The organism is Streptomyces sp. NPDC006314, assembly GCF_040613075.1.
Classification (GTDB): Bacteria; Actinomycetota; Actinomycetes; order Streptomycetales; family Streptomycetaceae; genus Streptomyces.
This window is the reverse complement of record NZ_JBEXRL010000003.1, coordinates 225646-246618: the sequence shown is the minus strand read 5'-3', so window position 1 is coordinate 246618 and position 20973 is coordinate 225646. Positions and strand designations below refer to the sequence as shown.

Annotated in this window: 16 protein-coding genes; 7 read left to right on the top strand and 9 right to left on the bottom strand. The window is 68.2% G+C overall.

Going from position 1 to position 20973, the window contains the following annotated elements; genetic code table 11:
• Positions 1 to 33: 33 nt before the first annotated feature.
• On the bottom strand, positions 34 to 2400 hold the full coding sequence (gene murJ / locus ABZ079_RS06795; RefSeq protein ID WP_356938329.1) for a murein biosynthesis integral membrane protein MurJ: 2367 nt from the start codon (positions 2398 to 2400) through the stop codon (positions 34 to 36).
• Between the two features lie 45 nt (positions 2401 to 2445).
• Positions 2446 to 4818, bottom strand: coding sequence for a DUF6049 family protein (locus ABZ079_RS06790; protein ID WP_356938328.1), 2373 nt, complete (start codon positions 4816 to 4818; stop codon positions 2446 to 2448).
• Between the two features lie 256 nt (positions 4819 to 5074).
• Here ABZ079_RS06790 and ABZ079_RS06785 point away from each other — a divergent pair, with 256 nt between their 5' ends.
• Entirely contained in the window at positions 5075 to 6541 is a 1467-nt protein-coding gene (locus ABZ079_RS06785; protein WP_356938327.1) for a CCA tRNA nucleotidyltransferase, read from the top strand.
• Between the two features lie 104 nt (positions 6542 to 6645).
• Here ABZ079_RS06785 and ABZ079_RS06780 read toward each other — a convergent pair whose 3' ends face one another.
• The 3 genes from ABZ079_RS06780 to ABZ079_RS06770 all read right to left on the bottom strand — a co-directional run bounded on the left by ABZ079_RS06780 (position 6646) and on the right by ABZ079_RS06770 (position 9821).
• The gene (locus ABZ079_RS06780; RefSeq protein WP_356938326.1) at positions 6646 to 7908 is read right to left on the bottom strand and encodes an MFS transporter; all 1263 of its coding nucleotides are present in this window, start codon (positions 7906 to 7908) and stop codon (positions 6646 to 6648) included.
• A 102-nt stretch (positions 7909 to 8010) separates the two neighbouring features.
• The gene (locus ABZ079_RS06775) at positions 8011 to 9093 is read right to left on the bottom strand and encodes an inositol-3-phosphate synthase (protein ID WP_356938325.1); all 1083 of its coding nucleotides are present in this window, start codon (positions 9091 to 9093) and stop codon (positions 8011 to 8013) included.
• Between the two features lie 44 nt (positions 9094 to 9137).
• Positions 9138 to 9821: a PadR family transcriptional regulator gene (locus ABZ079_RS06770; RefSeq protein WP_356938324.1), complete on the bottom strand. Its 684-nt coding sequence runs from the start codon at positions 9819 to 9821 to the stop codon at positions 9138 to 9140.
• A gap of 770 nt (positions 9822 to 10591) precedes the next feature.
• On the opposite strand from ABZ079_RS06770, the gene ABZ079_RS06765 reads away from it, so the two are divergent.
• Both ABZ079_RS06765 and ABZ079_RS06760 read left to right on the top strand, forming a co-directional pair.
• Positions 10592 to 12877 (top strand): transglycosylase domain-containing protein, encoded by a 2286-nt coding sequence (locus tag ABZ079_RS06765; protein ID WP_356938323.1) that lies wholly within the window; start codon positions 10592 to 10594, stop codon positions 12875 to 12877.
• A 129-nt stretch (positions 12878 to 13006) separates the two neighbouring features.
• The gene (locus tag ABZ079_RS06760) at positions 13007 to 14560 is read left to right on the top strand and encodes a glycosyltransferase 87 family protein (RefSeq protein WP_356938322.1); all 1554 of its coding nucleotides are present in this window, start codon (positions 13007 to 13009) and stop codon (positions 14558 to 14560) included.
• Between the two features lie 95 nt (positions 14561 to 14655).
• On the opposite strand, the gene ABZ079_RS06755 is transcribed toward ABZ079_RS06760, so the two are convergent.
• The 3 genes from ABZ079_RS06755 to ABZ079_RS06745 form a co-directional block, all read right to left on the bottom strand.
• Positions 14656 to 15687 (bottom strand): alanine racemase, encoded by a 1032-nt coding sequence (locus ABZ079_RS06755; RefSeq protein WP_356938321.1) that lies wholly within the window; start codon positions 15685 to 15687, stop codon positions 14656 to 14658.
• 83 nt (positions 15688 to 15770) lie between these two features.
• Positions 15771 to 16892, bottom strand: coding sequence for a peptidoglycan bridge formation glycyltransferase FemX (gene femX / locus ABZ079_RS06750; RefSeq protein WP_356938320.1), 1122 nt, complete (start codon positions 16890 to 16892; stop codon positions 15771 to 15773).
• 105 nt (positions 16893 to 16997) lie between these two features.
• Entirely contained in the window at positions 16998 to 17315 is a 318-nt protein-coding gene (locus ABZ079_RS06745) for a hypothetical protein (RefSeq protein ID WP_356938319.1), read from the bottom strand.
• 282 nt (positions 17316 to 17597) lie between these two features.
• Here ABZ079_RS06745 and rpsF point away from each other — a divergent pair, with 282 nt between their 5' ends.
• The 4 genes from rpsF to rplI all read left to right on the top strand — a co-directional run bounded on the left by rpsF (position 17598) and on the right by rplI (position 19310).
• Positions 17598 to 17888 carry a 30S ribosomal protein S6 gene (gene rpsF / locus ABZ079_RS06740; protein ID WP_030344396.1) on the top strand — a complete coding sequence of 97 codons (291 nt, stop codon included), beginning with the start codon at positions 17598 to 17600 and terminating at the stop codon, positions 17886 to 17888.
• 80 nt (positions 17889 to 17968) lie between these two features.
• The gene (locus tag ABZ079_RS06735) at positions 17969 to 18550 is read left to right on the top strand and encodes a single-stranded DNA-binding protein (RefSeq protein WP_356938318.1); all 582 of its coding nucleotides are present in this window, start codon (positions 17969 to 17971) and stop codon (positions 18548 to 18550) included.
• Positions 18551 to 18608: 58 nt separating this feature from the next.
• Positions 18609 to 18845, top strand: a complete 237-nt coding sequence (gene rpsR / locus ABZ079_RS06730) for a 30S ribosomal protein S18 (protein ID WP_003949403.1) — start codon at positions 18609 to 18611, stop codon at positions 18843 to 18845.
• Positions 18846 to 18863: 18 nt separating this feature from the next.
• A complete protein-coding gene (rplI, locus tag ABZ079_RS06725; RefSeq protein WP_356938317.1) occupies positions 18864 to 19310 on the top strand; it encodes a 50S ribosomal protein L9 in 447 nt (148 codons plus the stop codon).
• Positions 19311 to 19424: 114 nt separating this feature from the next.
• Here rplI and ABZ079_RS06720 read toward each other — a convergent pair whose 3' ends face one another.
• Positions 19425 to 20762 carry an MATE family efflux transporter gene (locus ABZ079_RS06720; protein WP_356938316.1) on the bottom strand — a complete coding sequence of 446 codons (1338 nt, stop codon included), beginning with the start codon at positions 20760 to 20762 and terminating at the stop codon, positions 19425 to 19427.
• Between the last annotated feature and the right edge of the window lie 211 nt (positions 20763 to 20973).

The following is a 20973-nucleotide window of genomic DNA, read 5'->3' as shown; positions in this document are numbered from 1 at the left end:
GCAGCGGACGATGGTTGTGCGCCTACCCCCGCCTCAGCGCCCCAGACGCCCGCGGACCATTCCCACGAGCGAGTTGAGTTCATCGATCCGCATACGGCGGGCGGCGACGAAGAAGACGCCGAACAGGACCGCACCCCCGACGATCAGGGCGGCGAAGGAGCCGACGATGCCCTGGCCGAGGGTGTGCCCGATGCCGTAGCACGCCGCGCCGCTGAGCAGGGCCGCCGGCACCGATGCGATGCCCAGCCGCGCGTATGTGCGCAGCACCCGCGTCCCGTCCAGGTCGCCGCCGAGCCGCTTGCGCAGCCGCTGCCAGGCGACGCCCACACCGATCGCGTAGGCCAGGCCGTAAGCGGCGGCCATGCCGGCGACCGCCCAGCGCGAGGGCAGCAGGAAGTAGCAGAGCGCGGAGACGCCCGCGTTGACCGCCGCCACGATCACAGTGTTGTAGAAGGGTGTGCGGGTGTCCTCGTAGGCGTAGAAGGCACGCAGGACGACGTACTGCACGGAGTAGGGGATCAGGCCCAGGCCGAAGGCCATCAGCATGTAGCCCATGTTGATGGCCGAGCTCGTGCCCGCGGAGCCGAAGATCAGCGTGCACATCGGGATGCCGAGCGAGAGGAAGCCGAAGGCGATGGGCACGATGGCGACCGCGGTGGTGCGCAGGCCCTGGGAGATGTCGTCGCGAACGGCCCCGGCGTCGCCCTCGGCGGCCGAGCGCGAGAGACGCGGCAGCAGGGCGGCCATGAGGGACACCGTGATGATGGCCTGCGGAAGGCCCCAGATCAGCTGGGCGTTGGCGTAAGCGGCGAAGCCGGCGCCCTTGACGCCGGAGTCCTTGCCGGCGGCGGTGGACAGCTGGGTGACGACCATCGCGCCCGCCTGGTTGGCGAGGACGAACAGGACCGTCCACTTGGCGAGCATCGCGGCCTTGCCCAGGCCGTGGCCCTTCCAGTCGAACCGCGGCCGGATCCGGAAGCCGGTCTCGCGCAGGTAGGGGATCATCGCGAGCGCTTGGACGACCAGGCCGAGCAGCACACCGACACCGAGCAGCCGCTGCCCCTCCGGCGGGATGTTGGTGACGTCCATGTGGGAGTTGGCGGCGTTGCCGTAGACCCAGATGAACATGCCGAGCGAGATGATGATGACGATGTTGTTCAGGACCGGAGTCCACATCATCGCGCCGAACTTCCCGCGCGCGTTGAGGATCTGGCCCATCACCACGTGGATGCCCATGAAGAAGATCGAGGGCAGGAAGTATCGGGTGAAGGTGACCGCGACGTCGTTGGCCGCCGGGTTGCCGGCGATGGTGGGGGACAGTGCCCGCACCAGGAACGGCGCCGCGAACATCGCGAGGCCGGTGAGCGCGGCCAGCGCCACCATCACCAGGGTCAGGAGACGGTTCGCGAAGGCCTCGCCGCCGTCCTCGTCCTCCTTCATGGACCGCACCAGCTGCGGCACGAAAACGGAGTTGAGGCCGCCACCGACCGTAAGGATGTAGATCATCGTCGGCAGCTGGTAGGCCACCTGGAAGGAGTCGGCGAGGAAACCGAGGCCCAGCGCGGCCGCGATCAGCGCGGAGCGGATGAAGCCGGTGAGGCGGGAGACCATCGTGCCCGCCGCCATGACGGCACTGGACTTGAGCAGCCCGGCAGCCTTGCCGCCCTTCTTGGGGGGAGCGGTGGCAGCCACGGGCGTCTCGGGCTCGGCGACGCCCACACCGGTCGGGTCCGGGGCCGCGGCGGGGGCGGGCACCGGGGGTTGAGCCGGGTTTTCGGCAGCATGGGGAGCGGCCGCGTACGAGGCCTCGGCGTACGGGTGTCCCTGCTGCGTGCCCTGGCCGTACGGCGGCGGGTGGTGACCGGCGCTCGCCTGTCCATAGCCCGACGGGGCGGCCGGTCCCGGGACGCCCGGGGGGCCCATGGGCGCGTGCCCGCCGCTCTGCTGCTGGTCCTTGAAGAGGTGGGCGAAGGCGTCCGGCTCGTGGTACTCCTCGCCGGAGTGCGTCACCAGATCGTCCACGCCCACGAACTGGGTCGTGCGCGGGTCGTCGCCGTAGGGCAGGTACTGGGTCGCGGCCTCCGGCTCCGGCGCCGGGGTCTGTGCCCACACGTGCGGGTCCGGGGCGTACGGCGACTGGGCGGGCGGGGCGTACAGCGGCTGCTGCCGGTCATAGGCGCCCGGGGGTGGTGGCGGGTGCGCGGCGCGGTCGTAGAGCGCCTCGGCGACCGGGTCCTGGGCGGTCAGGTCGTGCGCCCGGTAGGGGTCCTGCTCGTAGGCGTCCTGGAGATACATGTCCGCCGCCTGCTGCGGCGGCACCTGGCCCGGCTCGGGCGGCGTCTCGGGGTAGCCCGAGCCGGCCGCGCCCTGGCCGTGTTCACCGTCGTACGGCGCGTTCATGCTTACCCCACCTCATCGTCCCGGGCCCACCGGCCACGACATCGCTCAACGGTCCACTCTCTCACCCGTCCCGGACGGGTCGGTGCTTTCCGGTGCGGTGTCCGGTGCAGGGTCACTCGGCTGCTCCGGGTCGTCTGCCCCGGAGGCGGAGTCGGACTCTTCCGGGAGACGGTCACCAGGTGCCTCGGGGTTCCCGGGTTCGTCGGTGTCCTCCGCCGCCGTGTCGGGGCCGTCCTCCTCGGCCCTGCGGCCGGCCGCGCGCTTGCGCTGGGTGTACATGCGGAAGCCGGCGAGCACGAGGAGGAGCACACCGCCGCCGATGACCAGCATCACGGTAGGCGTGACCTCGGTGACCTTCACATCGAAGCTGACGGGTGAGCCGTACTCCTGGCCGTCCTCGGTGTACAGCTGGGCGATGACCGTGACCCGGCCGTTGGCGTTGGCCGAGGTGGTGAACTTCACGGACTGGCTGTGCCCGCCGGAGACCTCCACGGGCTGCTCGTCGTAGGCCTTGCCGCCGATCTTCAGACGGGTCGGCATGGTCGAGGTGAGGCGCAGGACCAGATGGCCGACGGGCTGGACGAGGTTGTTCTGGACGGTCACCGGGATGGTGGCGCTGCGGCCGGAGAGCTTGGTCTCCGACTTGTCGATCAGCTTCACCTGGTGGGCCAGGTCGTCGAGCCACGCCTCCACGCCGCCCCGGTAGCCGTCCGCGTCCCTGGTCCGGCCGCGCCACGACGTGGACATCTCGCGGTTTATGGCCCGCCCGAACGGAGTGACCACGCGGGACTGGTCGGAGAGGATCACCTGGAAGTTGTCGAGCTTGTCCTGGGTGCGCGCGATCTGCCCGAAGGCCGACGTCGGCAGCTCCTGCCTGCGCAATGAGGAGGGGTAGGCGGACGTCGACGGGACCCGAGTGGTGGCGTTGGGATCGGGCTTGGCCTTGGCCGCCGCGGTGAGGGTCTGGGACTGGGTCCAGGTGCCTGCCTGGAGCGTCTTCAGGGCCGCCGCCATCGTCTGTGCCTGGCTCGCCGTGGGCACGCGCTGGGGGGCCACGACGATGCTGCGCTGCTCGTCGGTCTGAGCGTTCACCTCGAGGCTCTGGGCCAGGAACTGCTGCACGGCGAGCGTGGCCGAGCCCGCCTTCGTCAGATCGCCCTCGAAGGCCGTGGACAGCCGGGCGTCCGCAACCACCGCGGTGGTGCCTCCGCCGACCGGGCGTGCGGCGGAGGGCGTGTACGACAACCCGGCGGTCTCCTGGAGGCTGTCGCTGCGTGCGATCACCCGGTCGGCTCCGGCGGAGGTCGCGACCTTCATGATCGAAGGATCCACCGCCCCGTCCACGGGCCAGGCGAAGTCGGTGTCCGGAGTGACGTGGAGCACGGTCCTGACGGTGGTGGCGGCGACGTCGGTGGCGTCCTTGAGGTGGCTGAGCGAACCGGTGACCCTGGTGCCGTTGTGTGCGAGGGACGCCAGGTCCGGGTCGGCGAAGGGCAACGCGACGACCTCCTTGCCCGTCACGGCCTTCTGCAGGTTCACCAGCCACTGCTTGGCGAGCGCCTGATGTTCCCGGGATCCGGGCGTGGTGGTGCCTCCGTCGCCCTGGAGCCGGTAGTTTCCCGTCGCCATCGCGTCCACGGAGGCCAGCAGGTCCGGATCGATCACCCACGTGACGTCCAGGTCCTTACCCAGGTCCACCATCTGCGCCAGCCGGCCGCCCGGCGCGAGTTCCTTGGCCAGGTCGTCGTCGAGGAACACCGGCGTCTGCAGGTCGCCGGCGCCCGTCTTGGCCGTCATGTGGACCGTGGAGAGCAGCGGCCACAGGAACGTCGTCCTGGTCTTCGTGTCGGCCTCGGAGGGCTGCCACGGCAGGAATGTCCGCTGGATGCCGAGGACCTGCTCCCAGGGCCGGGCCGAGGTCTGGCCGGACAGGGAGACACCGAACTCGTAGACGCCGTCCTCGTCGAGGTCGAGCTTGTCGACGGGGACCGAGATGGTGAAGTGCTCGGCGACGCCCGGGGACAGCTTGGCGAACTTCTCCACGTACTTGCCGCCGACCTCGGAGCCGATTCCACCGTGCAGCTCGTCGGAGTGCCTGGCGACGGCGTCGATGGCCGAGCGGGTGTTCAGCAGTGGGCCCACCCGCAGGCCCACATGAGCGCCGGTGACGCTCTGCTTGCCGTTGTTGATCACCGTGCCGGAGACGGTCAGCGTGTCCCCGTCGCTGGGGGCGGTGGGGCTGAGCGAGTCCAGGGATACGGACACCGTGTCCGAGGACGCGGCCTGAGCGGGGCCCGCGGCGGGCAGCTGAAGCAGACCGGCCAGCAGGGGCGCACCGGCGAGCAGGGCCCCGGTGCGCCGGAGCCACCGGCGGGCAGGTGAGGCACTGGTCCCCTGGAAGTCAGCCGCCTCGGCCACGCGCTCGCCCGTCCCTCGTCGTCGTCAGTGGTCGTCGAAATGTGCGTCCACGCATGGTAACGATGTGCACTGAGGGGAAGTGCCGCGGTCTCCTCCACAAGATCGAAGGACAACGGTGACCCGTCCTCTATATCCAGTATCGAGTGGAGAGCGGCAGTACGCCGTAAGAGCATTGCTTGCGCGGGTATGCCGGGAGCTGTCCGCGGCCCCTAATGGAGGCGCCTGTGGCCGGGCGGGGCACGTACCCTCTTCTGTTGTGCCGAACCCCAACGAAGACACTCCCTCTGCCCTGAGCCAGGCGCAGCAGCGCGCGGTCGCCGAGCTGCTGCGGGTGGCCCCCGTCGCCGACGATCTCGCCCGCCGATTCCAGGAGGCCGGGTTCTCCCTCGCTCTGGTCGGCGGATCGGTCCGCGACGCGCTGCTCGGCCGGCTCGGCAACGACCTGGACTTCACCACCGACGCCCGCCCCGAGGACGTACTGAAGATCGTCCGGCCCTGGGCGGACGCCGTCTGGGAGGTGGGGATCGCCTTCGGCACCGTCGGCGCGCACAAGAGCGCCCGTGTCGGAGACACTGACTGGCACTTCCAGATCGAGATCACCACCTACCGGTCGGAGGCATACGACCGCACCTCACGCAAGCCCGAGGTGTCGTACGGCGACTCCATCGAGGAGGACCTGGTCCGCCGCGACTTCACGGTCAACGCCATGGCCGTGGCGCTGCCGGAGAAGGAGTTCATCGACCCCCACGGTGGCCTGGAGGACCTCGCGGCGCGTGTCCTGCGCACGCCGGGCACGCCCGAGGAGTCGTTCTCGGACGACCCCCTGCGCATGATGCGGGCCGCACGGTTCGCCGCCCAGCTGGACTTCGAGGTCGCGCCCGAGGTCGTCGCCGCCATGACGGATATGGCCGGGCGTATCGAGATCGTTTCTGCTGAGCGGGTGCGGGACGAGCTGAACAAACTGATCGTCTCCACGCAGCCGCGTAAGGGGCTGACCCTGCTCGTCGAGACCGGGCTCGCTGATCATGTGCTGCCCGAGCTGCCGGCGCTGCGTCTGGAAAGTGACGAGCACCACCGGCACAAGGACGTCTACGAGCACACGCTGATCGTCCTGGAGCAGGCCATCGCGCTGGAGGAGGCCGGCGCGGACCTTACGCTCCGGCTGGCCGCCCTGCTGCACGACATCGGCAAGCCGCGCACGCGCCGCTTCGAGAAGGACGGCCGGGTCTCGTTCCATCACCACGAGGTGGTCGGCGCCAAGATGACCAAGAAGCGCATGACCGCTTTGAAGTACTCCAACGAGCTGGTGAAGGACGTCTCACGGCTCGTCGAACTTCACCTGCGCTTCCACGGTTACGGCACCGGAGAGTGGACGGACTCGGCGGTCCGACGCTACGTCCGTGACGCAGGCCCACTGCTGGACCGCCTGCACAAGCTGACCCGCTCCGACTGCACCACGCGCAACAAGCGGAAGGCAGCCGCGCTGTCCCGGGCCTACGACGGCTTGGAGGAGCGCATCGCCCAGCTTCAGGAGCAGGAGGAGCTGGACTCGATCCGCCCGGACCTCGACGGCAACCAGATCATGGAGATCCTGGGTGTTGGCCCGGGACCAGTCGTCGGCAAGGCGTACCAGTACATGCTGGAGCTGCGCCTGGAGAACGGTCCCATGGAGCACGATGGTGCGGTCGCGGCTCTCAAGGAATGGTGGGCCGGGCAGAGCTGAGCCGATCCGGGATCGGGCGATGTTTCACGTGAAACACCTGCCCGTACCGGCAGCGCCGAGGGGCGAGGTTTCACGTGAAACATCGCCCCTCGTTTCTTGTCGGCTCACCGTCGCTCGAAGTGAGTCAGCATCGCGGTGACCCCGCCGTAGATCACGGCGACCAGTACCACCAGTAGGGCCGAGCGGCCATCCGGCGGAAGCATCAGGGCCGCGACTCCTGCCGCGCCGACGAACGCCACGTTGAAGAGGACGTCGTACACGGAGAAGATGCGGCCGCGGAAGCCGTCATCGACAGCGGCCTGCACGATCGTGTCCGTGGCGATCTTGGCGCCCTGGGTGATCAGGCCCAGAACGAAGGCCGCGGCGAGAAGCGGCCCGGTGGCGAACGGGAGGCCGAGGGCGGGTTCCAGCACTGCGGCCATGCCGGAGCACACCAGGATCCAGCGGCCGGGCCCGAGACGTCCCGCGGCCCATGGGGTCACCATGGCCGCCGCGAAGAATCCGGCACCGGACAATGCCAGTGCTGTTCCCAGTAGCCGGAGTCCCTCCTCGGCGCTGCTGGAGAGGGCGTAGCGGCACAGCATGAGCAGCAGGACGAGGAGCGCGCCGTAGCAGAAGCGCATCAACGTCATCGCGGCCAGCGCCCAGGCCGCTTCCCTGCGGCGCGGCGAGGCGAGGTGGCGGACGGCCGCGAGCAGATCGCGTGCGGTGCCGGCGAGCGCGTCGCCCAGGTGCGGCCGTGACGGCTGCCGGTCGGGGCCGAGGAGCGCGGAAGCCATGCTGAGAGATGCGAGGCCCGCACACAGATACAGGAACGCGCCCAGGAGCACCACCGCGGCGTCGGATCCCGATGCCACGAGCCGTACGAGGAAGGCGAGACCGCCGCCGGCGGTCGCGGCGAGCGTTCCGGCCGTCGGGGACAGGGAGTTGGCCAGCACCAGGCGTTCGGTGTCGGTCACCCGGGGCAGGGCGGCGGACAGACCGGCGAGGATGAAGCGGTTGACGGCTGTGACGCACAGCGCGGAGACGTAGAAGAGCCAGTCCGGGACGTGGCTGATCATCAGGGCGGCTGTGGCCGCGGCCAGCAGGGCGCGCAGGAGATTGCCGTACACGAAGACCTGCCGGCGCCGCCAGCGGTCCAGTAGAACGCCCGCGAACGGGCCGACCAGCGAGTAGGGGAGCAGCAGGACCGCCATCGCCGAGGCGATCGCGGTGGCCGATGTCTGCTTCTCCGGGGAGAAGACGACGTACGCGGCGAGCGCGACCTGGTAGACGCCGTCGGCGCCCTGGGACAGGAGGCGGACGGACAGCAGACGCCGGAAGTTCCGCAGGCCCAACAGGACGCGCAGGTCACGGACGACGGGCATGGATCACACCCTCACACACGCGGAAGATCCCCGGGTCAGAAACCCGGGGATCTTCACGGCCCTGGCAGGAGCGTTCTCGTGCGAGCGACGGCTCTCCGCGCTTTAGCGCTCGACCTCGCCGCGGATGAACTTCTCGACGTTCTCGCGGGCCTCGTCGTCGAAGTACTGGACCGGCGGGGACTTCATGAAGTAGGAGGACGCCGACAGGATCGGGCCACCGATGCCGCGGTCCTTGGCGATCTTCGCGGCGCGCAGGGCATCGATGATGACACCCGCGGAGTTCGGCGAGTCCCAGACCTCGAGCTTGTACTCCAGGTTCAGCGGGACGTCACCGAAGGCGCGGCCCTCGAGGCGGACGTAGGCCCACTTGCGGTCGTCCAGCCAGGCCACGTAGTCGGACGGGCCGATGTGGACGTTCTTCTCGCCGAGGTCCCGGTCGGGGATCTGGGAGGTGACGGCCTGCGTCTTGGAGATCTTCTTGGACTCCAGGCGGTCACGCTCGAGCATGTTCTTGAAGTCCATGTTGCCGCCGACGTTCAGCTGCATCGTGCGGTCGAGGATGACACCGCGGTCCTCGAACAGCTTCGCCATGACGCGGTGCGTGATGGTGGCGCCGACCTGGGACTTGATGTCGTCGCCGACGATCGGGACGCCCGCCTCGGTGAACTTGTCCGCCCACTCCTTGGTGCCGGCGATGAAGACCGGGAGGGCGTTGACGAAGGCGACCTTGGCGTCGATGGCGGCCTGGGCGTAGAACTTCGCGGCGTCCTCGGAGCCCACGGGGAGGTAGCAGACCAGGACGTCGACCTGCTTGTCCTTCAGGATCTGGACGATGTCGACCGGCTCGGCGTCGGACTCCTCGATGGTCTCGCGGTAGTACTTACCCAGACCGTCGAGGGTGTGGCCGCGCTGCACGGTGACACCGGTGCTGGGCACGTCGCAGATCTTGATGGTGTTGTTCTCGGAGGCGCCGATCGCGTCCGCGAGGTCGAGGCCGACCTTCTTGGCGTCGACGTCGAACGCGGCGACGAACTCGATGTCGCGCACGTGGTAGTCACCGAACTGCACGTGCATCAGGCCGGGGACCTTGGCCGCCGCATCGGCGTCCTTGTAGTACTCGACTCCCTGCACCAGCGATGCCGCGCAGTTGCCCACGCCGACGATGGCTACGCGAACCGAACCCATTCCGGTTGCTCCCTGTGTGTACGAGTGAGGCCCTGACTGGGCGCTCACGTGGCGGTGTCGTCGGGCGTATCCGCCCCGGGGGCGTCCCCGGGGCGGGGCAGGCCGCCCGTCGCTCCAAATGTGGTGTTCTGCTGAGCGGACTCCCCGGAGGCGGAATCCTTGAGGTCCCGTCCGGCCCGCTCGCTCTCGATGAGCTCGTTCAGCCAGCGCACTTCGCGCTCCACGGACTCCATCCCGTGGCGCTGAAGCTCAAGTGTGTAGTCGTCGAGGCGCTCCCGGGTGCGCGCCAGGGAGGCGCGCATCTTCTCCAGGCGCTCCTCCAGGCGGCTGCGCCGGCCCTCCAGGACGCGCATGCGCACATCGCGCGACGTCTGCCCGAAGAAGGCGAAACGTGCGGCGAAGTGCTCGTCCTCGTACGCGTCGGGGCCGGTCTGCGAGAGCAGCTCCTCGAAGTGCTCCTTACCTTCCGCCGTCAGCCGGTAGACGATCTTGGCGCGGCGACCGGCGAGGGGAGCGGCGAGGGCGTCCTCATGGGTGCTGCCCGGTTCCTCGATCAACCAGCCGTTGGCGACCAGCGTCTTGAGGCAGGGGTACAGGGTCCCGTAGCTGAACGCACGGAACACACCCAGTGACGTGTTGAGTCGTTTGCGCAGCTCATAGCCGTGCATCGGGGACTCGCGGAGCAGGCCGAGTACGGCGAACTCAAGGATGCCGGAGCGCCGGCTCATCGTCGCCTCCCCTCGTCCCGCAGGGCGATCCCGCAGGCCTCGCAGTGCCTTCCAGCGGCCTTATCTCGCGCTGATGTATCGACTCGATACATCACGACGATAGAACGGCCTTCCGTAAGCGACAAGAGGGAAGGCGGTGAACGGGATCACATCACCGATTCGCAGGAGGCAAGTTGCCTGTTTTGGGGTGAACTTCGGTGCTCGGCGGGTTTTGGTGGTGCGTAGTCTGTGCGGCATGCACACCACCGGGAACCACGTGGCGCCTGGGGAGCGTCGTCGTCCCCGGTGCAGTACGGGTGAATGCAGAACCGACCACATCCGTACTTCGGGGGGACCGGAAAACAGCCGCCGTTCCAGGCGCGCACGGGTGCGCCTGCCCGAGGAGTAATCGTTCGATGAGCGAGCACCGTCGCAAACCGCCGCAGCCGCAGGGAGGCGGACGTGCCGCGGCCCGACGCGGCCAGCCCGGCTCGTCCTCCGGCCGCCGTGCGGCACCGCGAGGCGCCACCGGATCTCCTGCCGACTCCTATGGGTCGGACTCCTACGGATCGGGAGGTGAAGAGCGCTCCTACGGTGGCCGTGCCGAGGCCCGCCGGGCGGCGCAGAAGGCCGGTCGACGCAGAGTGGCCGACAACGCAGGCTCGGGCGGCCGTCGCGGTGGTCCGGTCGGCCCGACCGATCCGCGAGGCAGGGGCCGCGCGGCGGCAGTACCGGCCAGGAAGCGGTTCATCGACTACCCCCGGGCTGGCAAGTACGGCTGGCGCCGATGGGTGCCCTCCTGGAAGCTCGTCTCCGGCCTGTGTATCGGCTTCGTCGGCAGCCTGGTGGCGATCGCCGGCATCGGTTTCGCCATGGTGCAGGTCCCCAACGAGAACATCGCGGCCAAGTCCCAGAACAACGTCTACTACTGGGCCGACCACACGCAGATGGTGGCCACGGGCACGGGCGTCAACCGGCAGAACGTCAACATCGACCAGATCCCCGAAGCGATGCGCTACGCGGTGATCTCCGCCGAGAACAAGTCCTTCTACAAGGACTCCGGTGTCGATCCCATGGGTATCGCGCGTGCGGTGCTCAACATGGCGCGGGGCGGTCAGACGCAGGGCGGCTCGACGATCACCCAGCAGTACGTGAAGAACACGTACCTCAGCCAGGACCAGACCCTCACCCGCAAGTTCAAGGAGATGTTCATCTCCATAAAGGTGGGCACGAAGCTCGACAAGAACACGATTCTGCAGGGCTACCTGAACACCTCCTACTTCGGCCGGGGCGCGTACGGCATCCAGGCGGCGGCACAGACCTACTACGGCAAGAACGCGGTCGACCTCAAGCCGAGCGAGTGCGCCGTCCTCGCGGCCCTGCTCAAGGGTCCGACGTACTACGACCCGGCCGGAAACGCGGACCTCGACAAGTCGGCGACCCAGGAGGCCAACACCAAGCGCTCGAAGGATCGCTGGTCCTGGATCCTCGGCGAGATGCACAAGGACAAGTACCTCACCGACGCCGAGTACCAGGAAGCCACCGCGAAGTACCCCGTGCCCGACGGCCGCAAGGCGACCAAGGGAATGACCGGCCAGATCAGCTATCTGGCCGACACGGCGAAGAAGTACGTCCTCGCCCACTCCGACATCACGGAGGCGCAGTTCGACCGGGGCGGCTACCAGATCTACACGACGTTCCAGAAGGACAAGGTCAACGCGCTGGCCAAGGCCGTGAAGAACGTCCAGAAGTCGCGCCTCGACCCGAAGCGCGACCTGGACAAATACGTCCAGTTCGGAGCGGCCTCGGTGGTGCCCAACGATGGCGCGATCGTCGCCCTCTACGGCGGTGACGGATACGAGAACGGGCACTTCACCAACAACGCCGACACCTCCGGTGTCCCTGTCGGTTCGACGTGGAAGCCCTTCGTGCTGGCCGCGGCCATGGAGTACGGAACGTACAAGTCGGCCGGCGAGGGTGTGTCGCCGCTGAGCAAGTACAACGGCAACGATCACCTCAAGGTCTACAAGCCGGATGGGTCGTTCTACCTCAACAAGGACAACTCGCCCTTCTATCAGAAGAACGAGAGTACGCGCCCCTGGGGCTACATCACGCTGCGCAAGGCGATGGAGCAGTCCATCAACACGCCGTTCGTGCAGCTCGGTGTCGACGTGGGTATGACGCACGTCCGGGACGTGGCCAGGTCGGCCGGCATCCTCCAGCAGAGCATGTCGCAGGACCTCAACCCGTCCTTCGCCATCGGTACGTCCACACCCAGTGCGATCCGGATGGCGGACGCCTACGCCACGTTCGCCGCGTCCGGCAAGCAGGCGGAGCCGTACTCCGTGACCGCCGTCAAGGTCAATGGCGGTGACGCGCCCAGCTTCATCAAGCCCAAGCGCACCACCAAGGAGGCGATGGACCCGAACATCGCCAACAACGTCACGGATGTTCTGCAGAACGTGATCCAGAACGGTACGGGTTACAACGCCAAGGTCCTCGGTCGTACTGCGGCGGGCAAGACGGGTACCACCGACAAGAACAAGTCGGCCTGGTTCGTCGGCTACACCCAGCAGCTGTCGACCTCGGTGGCGATGTTCCGTGAGAACCCCAAGGACCACAAGCTGCTCTCCATGAACGGCACGGCGGGCAAGGACTCCATCCATGGTGGTGACATCCCGACCCTGGTGTGGACCGAGTACATGAAGGCCGCACTCAAGGGGAAGTCCGACCCTGGCTTCCCGGAGGCCAACGAGATCGGCAAGATCCAGGACGAGGCGGGGGCCCCCTCCCCGACTCCGTCCGTCACCATTACGCCGAGCCCGACGCCCAGCGACTCGCCCAGCCCGACGCCCAGTGTGACGACCACCTCCCCGTCCCCGACACCGAGCGAGACCTGCCAGCTCGGGTGGGGCAACAAGTGCGACGGTGACAACGGTGGTAACGGCGACGGCGGCTTGGATACGGGCGGCACCGACGGAGGCACCTCTCCGACACCCACAGTCACGGACACGTCCGACACCGGCAACACACGAGGCAACGGCAACGGGGGCATCTTCGGAGGTCAGACCGGCTGAACGCCGGATCTGACCGATTGGCGGCCTTATGGTCCGCCGCGAGTGTTTCACGTGAAACATGGGCCGCCGCACCGATGAGGTGCGGCGGCCCTCGGTGTATTCCTAGACAGGTACGGCAGGATGTGGCCCATGCCCAGTGCAGAGATGACGCCCCCGAGCGTGCACGAGCCCGAGCCCGTGCGGCACGCCCCGGCAGAACCGGTGCAGCCGACCAGGGAGGACGAGGTCGCCGCGGCCGGCAGTGAGCTGATCGGGGGCCCCCTCGGGCGGCGTGCCCTGCTCGGGACCTCCTGGTGGACGCCGGTACGGGTCGTCGCCCTCGTGGCGATCGGCATGTTCGCCCTCGGGCTGGTCCAGAAGGCGCCCTGCTACGACGGCGCCTGGTTCTTCGGCGCGAGCAGCCAGTACACCCACGCCTGCTATTCGGACATCCCGCACCTCTACCAGGGGCGTGGTTTCGCCGACCATCTCGTGCCGTACTTCGACAAGCTCCCGGGCGACATGGACTACCTCGAGTACCCGGTGCTGACCGGAGTGTTCATGGAGGTGGCCTCCTGGCTGACCCCGCACAGCGGCAGCATCCAGCACCAGGAGCAGTGGTACTGGTTCGTCAACGCCGCGATGCTGATGGTGTGCGCGGCCGTCATCGCCGTATGCGTGGCCCGCACCCACCGCCGACGCCCCTGGGACGGCCTGCTGGTCGCCCTCGCGCCCGCCTTCGCGCTGACCGCCACCATCAACTGGGACCTCTTCGCGGTCGCCCTCACCGCCGCCGCGATGCTCATGTGGTCACGGGGCCGGGCGCTCGCCTTCGGCATCCTGCTGGGTCTGGCCACGGCCGCCAAGCTCTATCCGGTCTTCCTGCTCGGCCCGCTGCTCCTGCTGTGCTGGCGGGCCGGCAAATGGCGGGAGTTCTTCCAGGCCGTGGGCGGCACGGTGGCCGCCTGGCTTGCGGTGAACCTGCCGGTGATGCTCACGCACGACGCGACGGGCTTCCACATCCGTGAGGGCTGGGCGAAGTTCTACACCTTCAGCAAGGAGCGGGGCGTCGACTTCGGGTCCTTCTGGCTGATCTGGGCGCAGAACTCGAGTCACCCGCCCACCATCGACTTCGTGAACACCATGGCCTCGGTGCTGGTGGTGCTGTGCTTCCTCGGCATCGGCGCGCTGACGTTCACCGCCCCGCGCCGGCCGCGCTTCGCCCAGCTGGCCTTCCTGATGGTGGCGGCCTTCATCCTCACCAACAAGGTCTACTCCCCGCAGTACGTCCTGTGGCTGGTGCCGCTGGCGGCCCTGGCCCGGCCCAAGTGGCGGGACTTCCTGATCTGGCAGGCGTGTGAGGTGGCGTACTTCCTGGGCATCTGGATGTACCTCGCCTACACGACCAGCGGAGACGCCCACAAGGGTCTGCCGACGCACGGCTACCACTGGGCGATCGTGCTGCACCTGGTGGGCACGCTGTACCTGTGCGCCGTCGTCGTACGGGACGTCCTCATGCCGGAGCGCGATGTGGTGCGCCGTTCGGGCGACGACGACCCCTCGGGAGGGGTCCTCGACGGCGCGGAGGACGTCTTCGTGCTCGGCGCGGCGGCCCATCCTCCGCGGCATGCCGCCCACTTCGACGGCCCTCAGGTGGACTGGGGCAGGCCTGAACCGTTGTCTCACGACGATCGTTCGCTCTGAGCGAACGGCCCCTGGGCCGGCCATGGAGAAGGCCGTACACGCGTGATGCGTGCACGGCCTTCCCGCTTTCCCGGTACCGCGTTGCCTGTGCCGGCCTAGCGGTCCACGATGCGGTCGAACTGGGTGGTGGTGTGCCGCAGATGGGCCACCAACTCGTCGCCGACCTTGGGCTCCGGGGCGTCCGACGGCACGAACAGAATCGACACCTGCATGTGCGGCGGCTCGGCGAACCAACGCTGCTTGCCGCCCCAGACGAACGGAGAGAGGTTCCGGTTGACCGTGGCGAGGCCGGCTCGCGCGACGCCCTTGGCCCGCGGCATGACGCCGTGCAGGGCCTTCGGGGCCTCCAGGCCCACCCCGTGCGACGTACCGCCCGCCACGACCACCAGGAAGCCGTCCGAGGCCGCCTTCTGCTGCCGGTAGCCGAACCGGTCGCCCTTGGCCACACGCGTGACATCGAGGACGGCACCGCGGTACTCGGTCGCCTCGTGGTCCCCCAGCCACAACCGCGTGCCGATGCGGGCACGGAACCGGGTCTGCGGGAACTGCTGCTGGAGTCGGGCGAGTTCATCGGCCTTGAGGTGGCTGACGAACATCGTGTGCAGCGGCAGCCGGGCCGCGCGCAGCCGGTCCATCCAGCCGATGACCTCCTCGACGGCGTCCGAGCCGTCGGTGCGGTCCAGCGGCAGATGGATGGCGAAGCCCTCCAGGCGGACGTTCTCTATGGCCTGGTGCAGCTGCGGCAGGTCCTGCTCGCTGATCCCGTGCCGCTTCATCGAGGACATCACCTCGATGACGACGCGGGCACCGACGAGGCCGTACACGCCGTCGACCGACGACACCGAGCGGACCACCCGGTCGGGCAGCGGCACGGGCTCCTCGCCGCGCCGGTACGGCGTCAGCACCAGCAGGTCACCGCCGAAGAAGTCCTTGATGCGCGCGGCCTCGTAGGTCGTGCCGACGGCGAGCATGTCCGCACCGAGCCGCGTGGCCTCCTCCGCCAGCCGCTCGTGCCCGAAACCGTAGCCGTTGCCCTTGCAGACCGGGACGAGACCCGGGAACTGCTCCTGCACGTGCTTGTGGTGCGCCCGCCAGCGCGCGGTGTCGACGTAAAGCGTGAGCGCCATGGCCGGACCCGGGACCTTTCTCGTGGCTGCGGTGTATCAGAGGGGGGAAAGCTGCGAAGGCTATGGAATCAAACACCCGCTGCTCAGCGGCGCGACATGTAGATGTCGAGCGCCTTGTGGAGCAACTTGTTCAGCGGGAAGTCCCACTCGCCGAGGTATTCGGCGGCCTGTCCGCCCGTACCGACCTTGAACTGGATCAGGCCGAACAGGTGGTCCGTCTCGTCCAGCGAGTCGGAGATGCCGCGCAGGTCGTAGACGGTGCCGCCGAGCGCGTAGGCGTCGCGCAGCATCCGCCACTGCATCGCGTTCGAGGGCCGGACCTCGCGGCCGATGTTGTCGGAGGCCCCGTAGGAGTACCAGACGTGCCCGCCGACGATCAGCATCGTCGCGGCGGACAGGTTCACGCCATTGTGGCGCGCGAAGTACAGCCGCATGCGGTTGGGGTCCTCGGTGTTGAGGGCCGTCCACATGCGCTGGAAGTACGACAGCGGGCGGGGCCGGAAGTGGTCGCGCACGGCCGTGATCTCGTACAGCCGCTGCCACTCGGGAAGGTCCTGGTAGCCGCCCTGGACGACCTCGACGCCCGCCTTCTCGGCCTTCTTGATGTTGCGGCGCCACAGCTGGTTGAAGTTCTTGTGGACCTCTTCCAGGGAGCGGTTGGCGAGCGGCACCTGGAAGACATAGCGGGGCTGCACGTCACCGAAGCCGGCGCCGCCGTCCTCACCCTGCTGCCAGCCCATACGGCGCAGCTTGTCGGCCACCTCGAAGGCGCGCGGCTCGATGAAGTCGGCCTCCAGGTCGCGCAGGCGCTTGATGTCCGGGTCCTGGATGCCCTTCTTGATGGTCTCGGCGTTCCAGCGCCGGATGATCACCGGCGGACCCATCTTCACCGAGAAGGCACCCTGCTGCTTCAGATGCGCCAGCATCGGCTGGATCCAGTCGTCCAGGTTCGGCGCGAACCAGTTGATGACGGGGCCTTCGGGAAGATAGGCGAGATAGCGCTTGATCTTGGGCAGCTGGCGGTAGAGGACCAGGCCCGCGCCGACCATCTCGCCGGTGCGGTCGTCGAACCAGCCGAGGCTCTCCGAACGCCACTCCGCCTTGACATCGGCCCAGGCCGGGACCTGCATGTGGCTCGCCGCCGGCAGGCTCTGGATGTAGGCCAGATGTTGCTCGCGGCTGATGGTCCTCAGGGTCAGGCTCATGTCGGGGCGCTCCTCGGGCTGGTGTGTCCCCATGGGTACAGGGGCTCCGGCTCTCGCGCCGAAGCCTACTGCGCCTTGTGAGCGCCCCGACTGTGCGTACGGGCCTTAGCCCCCGATGAGCCCGCCGAACAGTCCGCCGTGTGCCATGCCGATCAGGAAACCGACCCCCGCGGCACCGAGACCCAGGATCAGACCGAAGCGCTCCCGCGTGGTCACCGAGATCCACTGCCCGTACACGCCGACGACGAGCCCCACCAGACCGGCCCAGGACGTCAGTAGATGAAGGCTGTGGAAGAACGACGTGATGAAGGACAGCAGGCCCAGGAACAGCGTCACCGCCATGAGGGCGTCCTGGAGCGGATGGGGTTTGCCGTCCGTGGCGAAGAGAGATCCGGCGGTATTGGGCTGCAATGCCTGTGCCATAGGGCACCTCCTGCGGAAGGCGGCGCATCGTAGCGCCGTACACACCCGACGTGTACAGATTGACGGCCCTCAGGGCCGGATTTCAACCGGAAGCGGGTGTGCGGGTAGTCTGTACCCTCTGCACCGGTGTCTGCCCAGGCCTGCCAGTCGTACTGGAGCCATGCTGCGGGACCCCCAGGGGAACCCCGATTGTCAGTGGCGGCCGATACCGTTGCGTACGCATCACAACCCTCCTGCCACGGAACGACCGTGGCCGCTGAGTCCAAAGGAGGTGGGTTCCACATGCGTCACTACGAGGTGATGGTCATCCTCGACCCCGATCTCGAGGAGCGTGCTGTCTCCCCGCTGATCGAGAACTTCCTGTCCGTCGTCCGTGACGGTGGCGGCAAGGTTGAGAAGGTCGACACCTGGGGCCGTCGTCGTCTCGCCTACGAGATCAAGAAGAAGCCCGAGGGCATCTACTCGGTCATCGACCTGCAGGCCGAGCCTGCGGTCGTCAAGGAGCTCGACCGCCAGATGAACCTGAACGAGTCGATCCTCCGGACCAAGGTCCTCCGCCCCGAGACCCACTGAGCTCTTCCGCTCAGCTGATCCCGGGATTCGAGTAGCAGCAACCAAGCAGCCAGAGCAGCAAACCCGCCGAGAGGTTCCCCATGGCAGGCGAGACCGTCATCACGGTCATCGGCAATCTTGTCGACGACCCCGAGCTGCGCTTCACCCCGTCCGGTGCGGCGGTCGCGAAGTTCCGCGTCGCGTCCACTCCCCGCACCTTCGACCGCCAGACGAACGAGTGGAAGGACGGCGAGAGCCTCTTTCTGACCTGCTCGGTCTGGCGCCAGGCGGCGGAGAACGTCGCCGAGTCGCTCCAGCGAGGCATGCGCGTCATCGTGCAGGGCCGGCTGAAGCAGCGGTCCTACGAGGACCGTGAGGGCGTCAAGCGCACGGTCTACGAGCTGGACGTCGAGGAAGTCGGCCCCAGCCTGCGCAACGCCACGGCCAAGGTCACCAAGACCGCCGGTGGTGCTCGCGGTGGCCAGGGCGGTTACGGCGGCGGTGGCGGCGGCCAGCAGGGCGGCGGCTGGGGCGGAAGCCCCGGTGGCGGCCAGCAGGGCGGCGGCGCTCCGGCCGACGACCCGTGGGCGACCGGCGCTCCCGCCGGTGGCAACCAGGGTGCCGGCGGCTGGGGCGGAGGCTCCGGCGGCGGTGGCGGCTACTCGGACGAGCCCCCCTTCTAAGCCTTCGGGCCGAGGGTGGGGTCGTACCCCAACTTCTTGATCACACAGGAGATACACCATGGCGAAGCCGCCTGTGCGCAAGCCGAAGAAGAAGGTCTGCGCTTTCTGCAAGGACAAGGTCACGTACGTGGACTACAAGGACACGAACATGCTGCGGAAGTTCATTTCCGACCGCGGCAAGATCCGTGCCCGCCGCGTGACCGGCAACTGCACGCAGCACCAGCGTGACGTCGCCACGGCCGTCAAGAACAGCCGTGAGATGGCGCTGCTGCCCTACACGTCCACCGCGCGCTAAGGGAAGGGTGACCGACTCATGAAGATCATCCTCACCCACGAGGTCTCTGGCCTCGGTGCCGCCGGCGACGTCGTCGACGTCAAGGACGGTTACGCTCGCAACTACCTGATCCCGCGGAAGTTCGCTATCCGCTGGACCAAGGGTGGCGAGAAGGACGTCGAGCAGATCCGTCGTGCTCGCAAGATCCACGAGATCCAGACCATCGAGCAGGCCAACCAGGTCAAGGGCCAGCTCGAGGGCGTGAAGGTCCGTCTGGCCGTCCGCTCCGGCGACGCCGGTCGTCTCTTCGGTTCCGTCACCCCGGCCGACATCGCTTCCGCGATCAAGGCTTCCGGTGGCCCCGAGGTCGACAAGCGCCGCATCGAGCTGTCCGCTCCGATCAAGACCCTGGGCGCCCACGAGACGTCCGTGCGTCTGCACCCCGAGGTTGCCGCCAAGGTCAACATCGAGGTCATCTCGGCGTGATCGCCGCGCTCGCTTGAGCAGGTGAAAGGGGCCGCACCCGTACAGGATGCGGCCCCTTTCCCTATAGCCGGGGCACCATGGCCGGGGGGCAGCGGCGTGTTTCACGTGAAACGGTCAGCGGGTCGCGCCCGTCACGATCCAGTGGCCGGAGCGAGTGCGCAGCCATAGGGACAGCATGCGGATGGTCATCATCAGCGTCATCGCTGTCCAGAGGGCAGTGAGGCCGCCGCCGAACGTGGGGACGAGCAGAGCCACGGGTGCGAACACCGCCAGGGTGACGACCATGGCCCAGGCAAGGTACGGCCCATCGCCCGCGCCCATCAGGACGCCGTCCAGGACGAAGACGATCCCGCAGATGGGCTGCGACAGCGCCACCATCAGCAGTGCGGGCAGCGCCGCGCCTTTGACCACCGAGTCGCTGGTGAACAGCGGCAGGAAGAGTGGTCGGGCGGCCACCACGAGCAGGCCGAGTGCGACACCGGTCGCAATGCCCCACTGAACCATGCGGCGGCAGGCCTCGCGCGCGCTCCGGGTATCGTTCGCGCCGAGGTAGCGGCCGATGATCGCCTGACCCGCGATCGCAATCGCGTCGAGAGCGAAAGCCAGCAGGCTCCACAGGGACAGAATGATCTGGTGGGCGGCGATGTCGGCGTCACCGAGACGTGCCGCGACCGCCGTGGCGATCATGAGGATCGCCCGCAGGGACAGTGTGCGGACCAGGAGGGGAACGCCGGCCTGGGCCGAGGCTCGGATTCCGGCGGCGTCCGGGCGGAGGGAAGCGCCGTGCCGGTGGGCACCGCGCACGACGACGGTCAGATAGACGGCTGCCATGCCGCACTGTGCGATGACCGTGCCCCATGCCGAACCGGCGATGCCCAGTCCGGCACCGTAGACGAGTCCTCCGTTGAGTACGCCGTTGGCGATGAAGCCGGCGACGGCGACGTAGAGCGGGGTCCGGGTGTCCTGCAGGCCGCGCAGCACCCCCGTCGCGGCGAGGACGATGAGCATGGCCGGGATACCCAGCGAGGAGATGCGCAGATACGTCGTGGCATAGGGGGCCGCGGTTGTGGAGGCGCCGATGAGGTCCACGATGCCGGGGGCCAGCGGAAGGACGACGGCGATGACGGCGATGCCGAGCAGCAGTGCCAGCCAGATGCCGTCCATGCCCTGCCGGATGGCCGCCTGGAGATCACCGGCGCCGACGCGGCGGGCCACGGCGGCTGTGGTGGCGTAGGCAAGGAAGACGAAGACGCTCACGGCGGTGGTGAGGAGGGCCGAGGCGACGCCGAGGCCGGCGAGTTGCGCGGTGCCGAGGTGGCCGACGATCGCACTGTCCGCCATCACGAAGAGAGGCTCGGCGATGAGGGCTCCGAAGGCCGGGATGGCCAGCGCGACGATCTCTCGGTCGTGCCGCCGACGGGTGGCCTTCGGTATCGCGGGAGCCTGTGTCATGAGCAGTAATCTAACCGTCCACAGGTAAGAGATGCAACTGGGCATTGCCCCTTACTTCACTTCTTGGGTCGTGTCCTTTCGGGTACCGTTCGAAGTGATCTTGGTCCGACTGGGAAAGTTTTTCTTCTGCACAGCCGGTGGACGGTAAAAGCGCAGGTCACCGGCGTCTCCTGAGGTGGATCGAGGGCTTGTTCACAGGGCTGTCCACCGC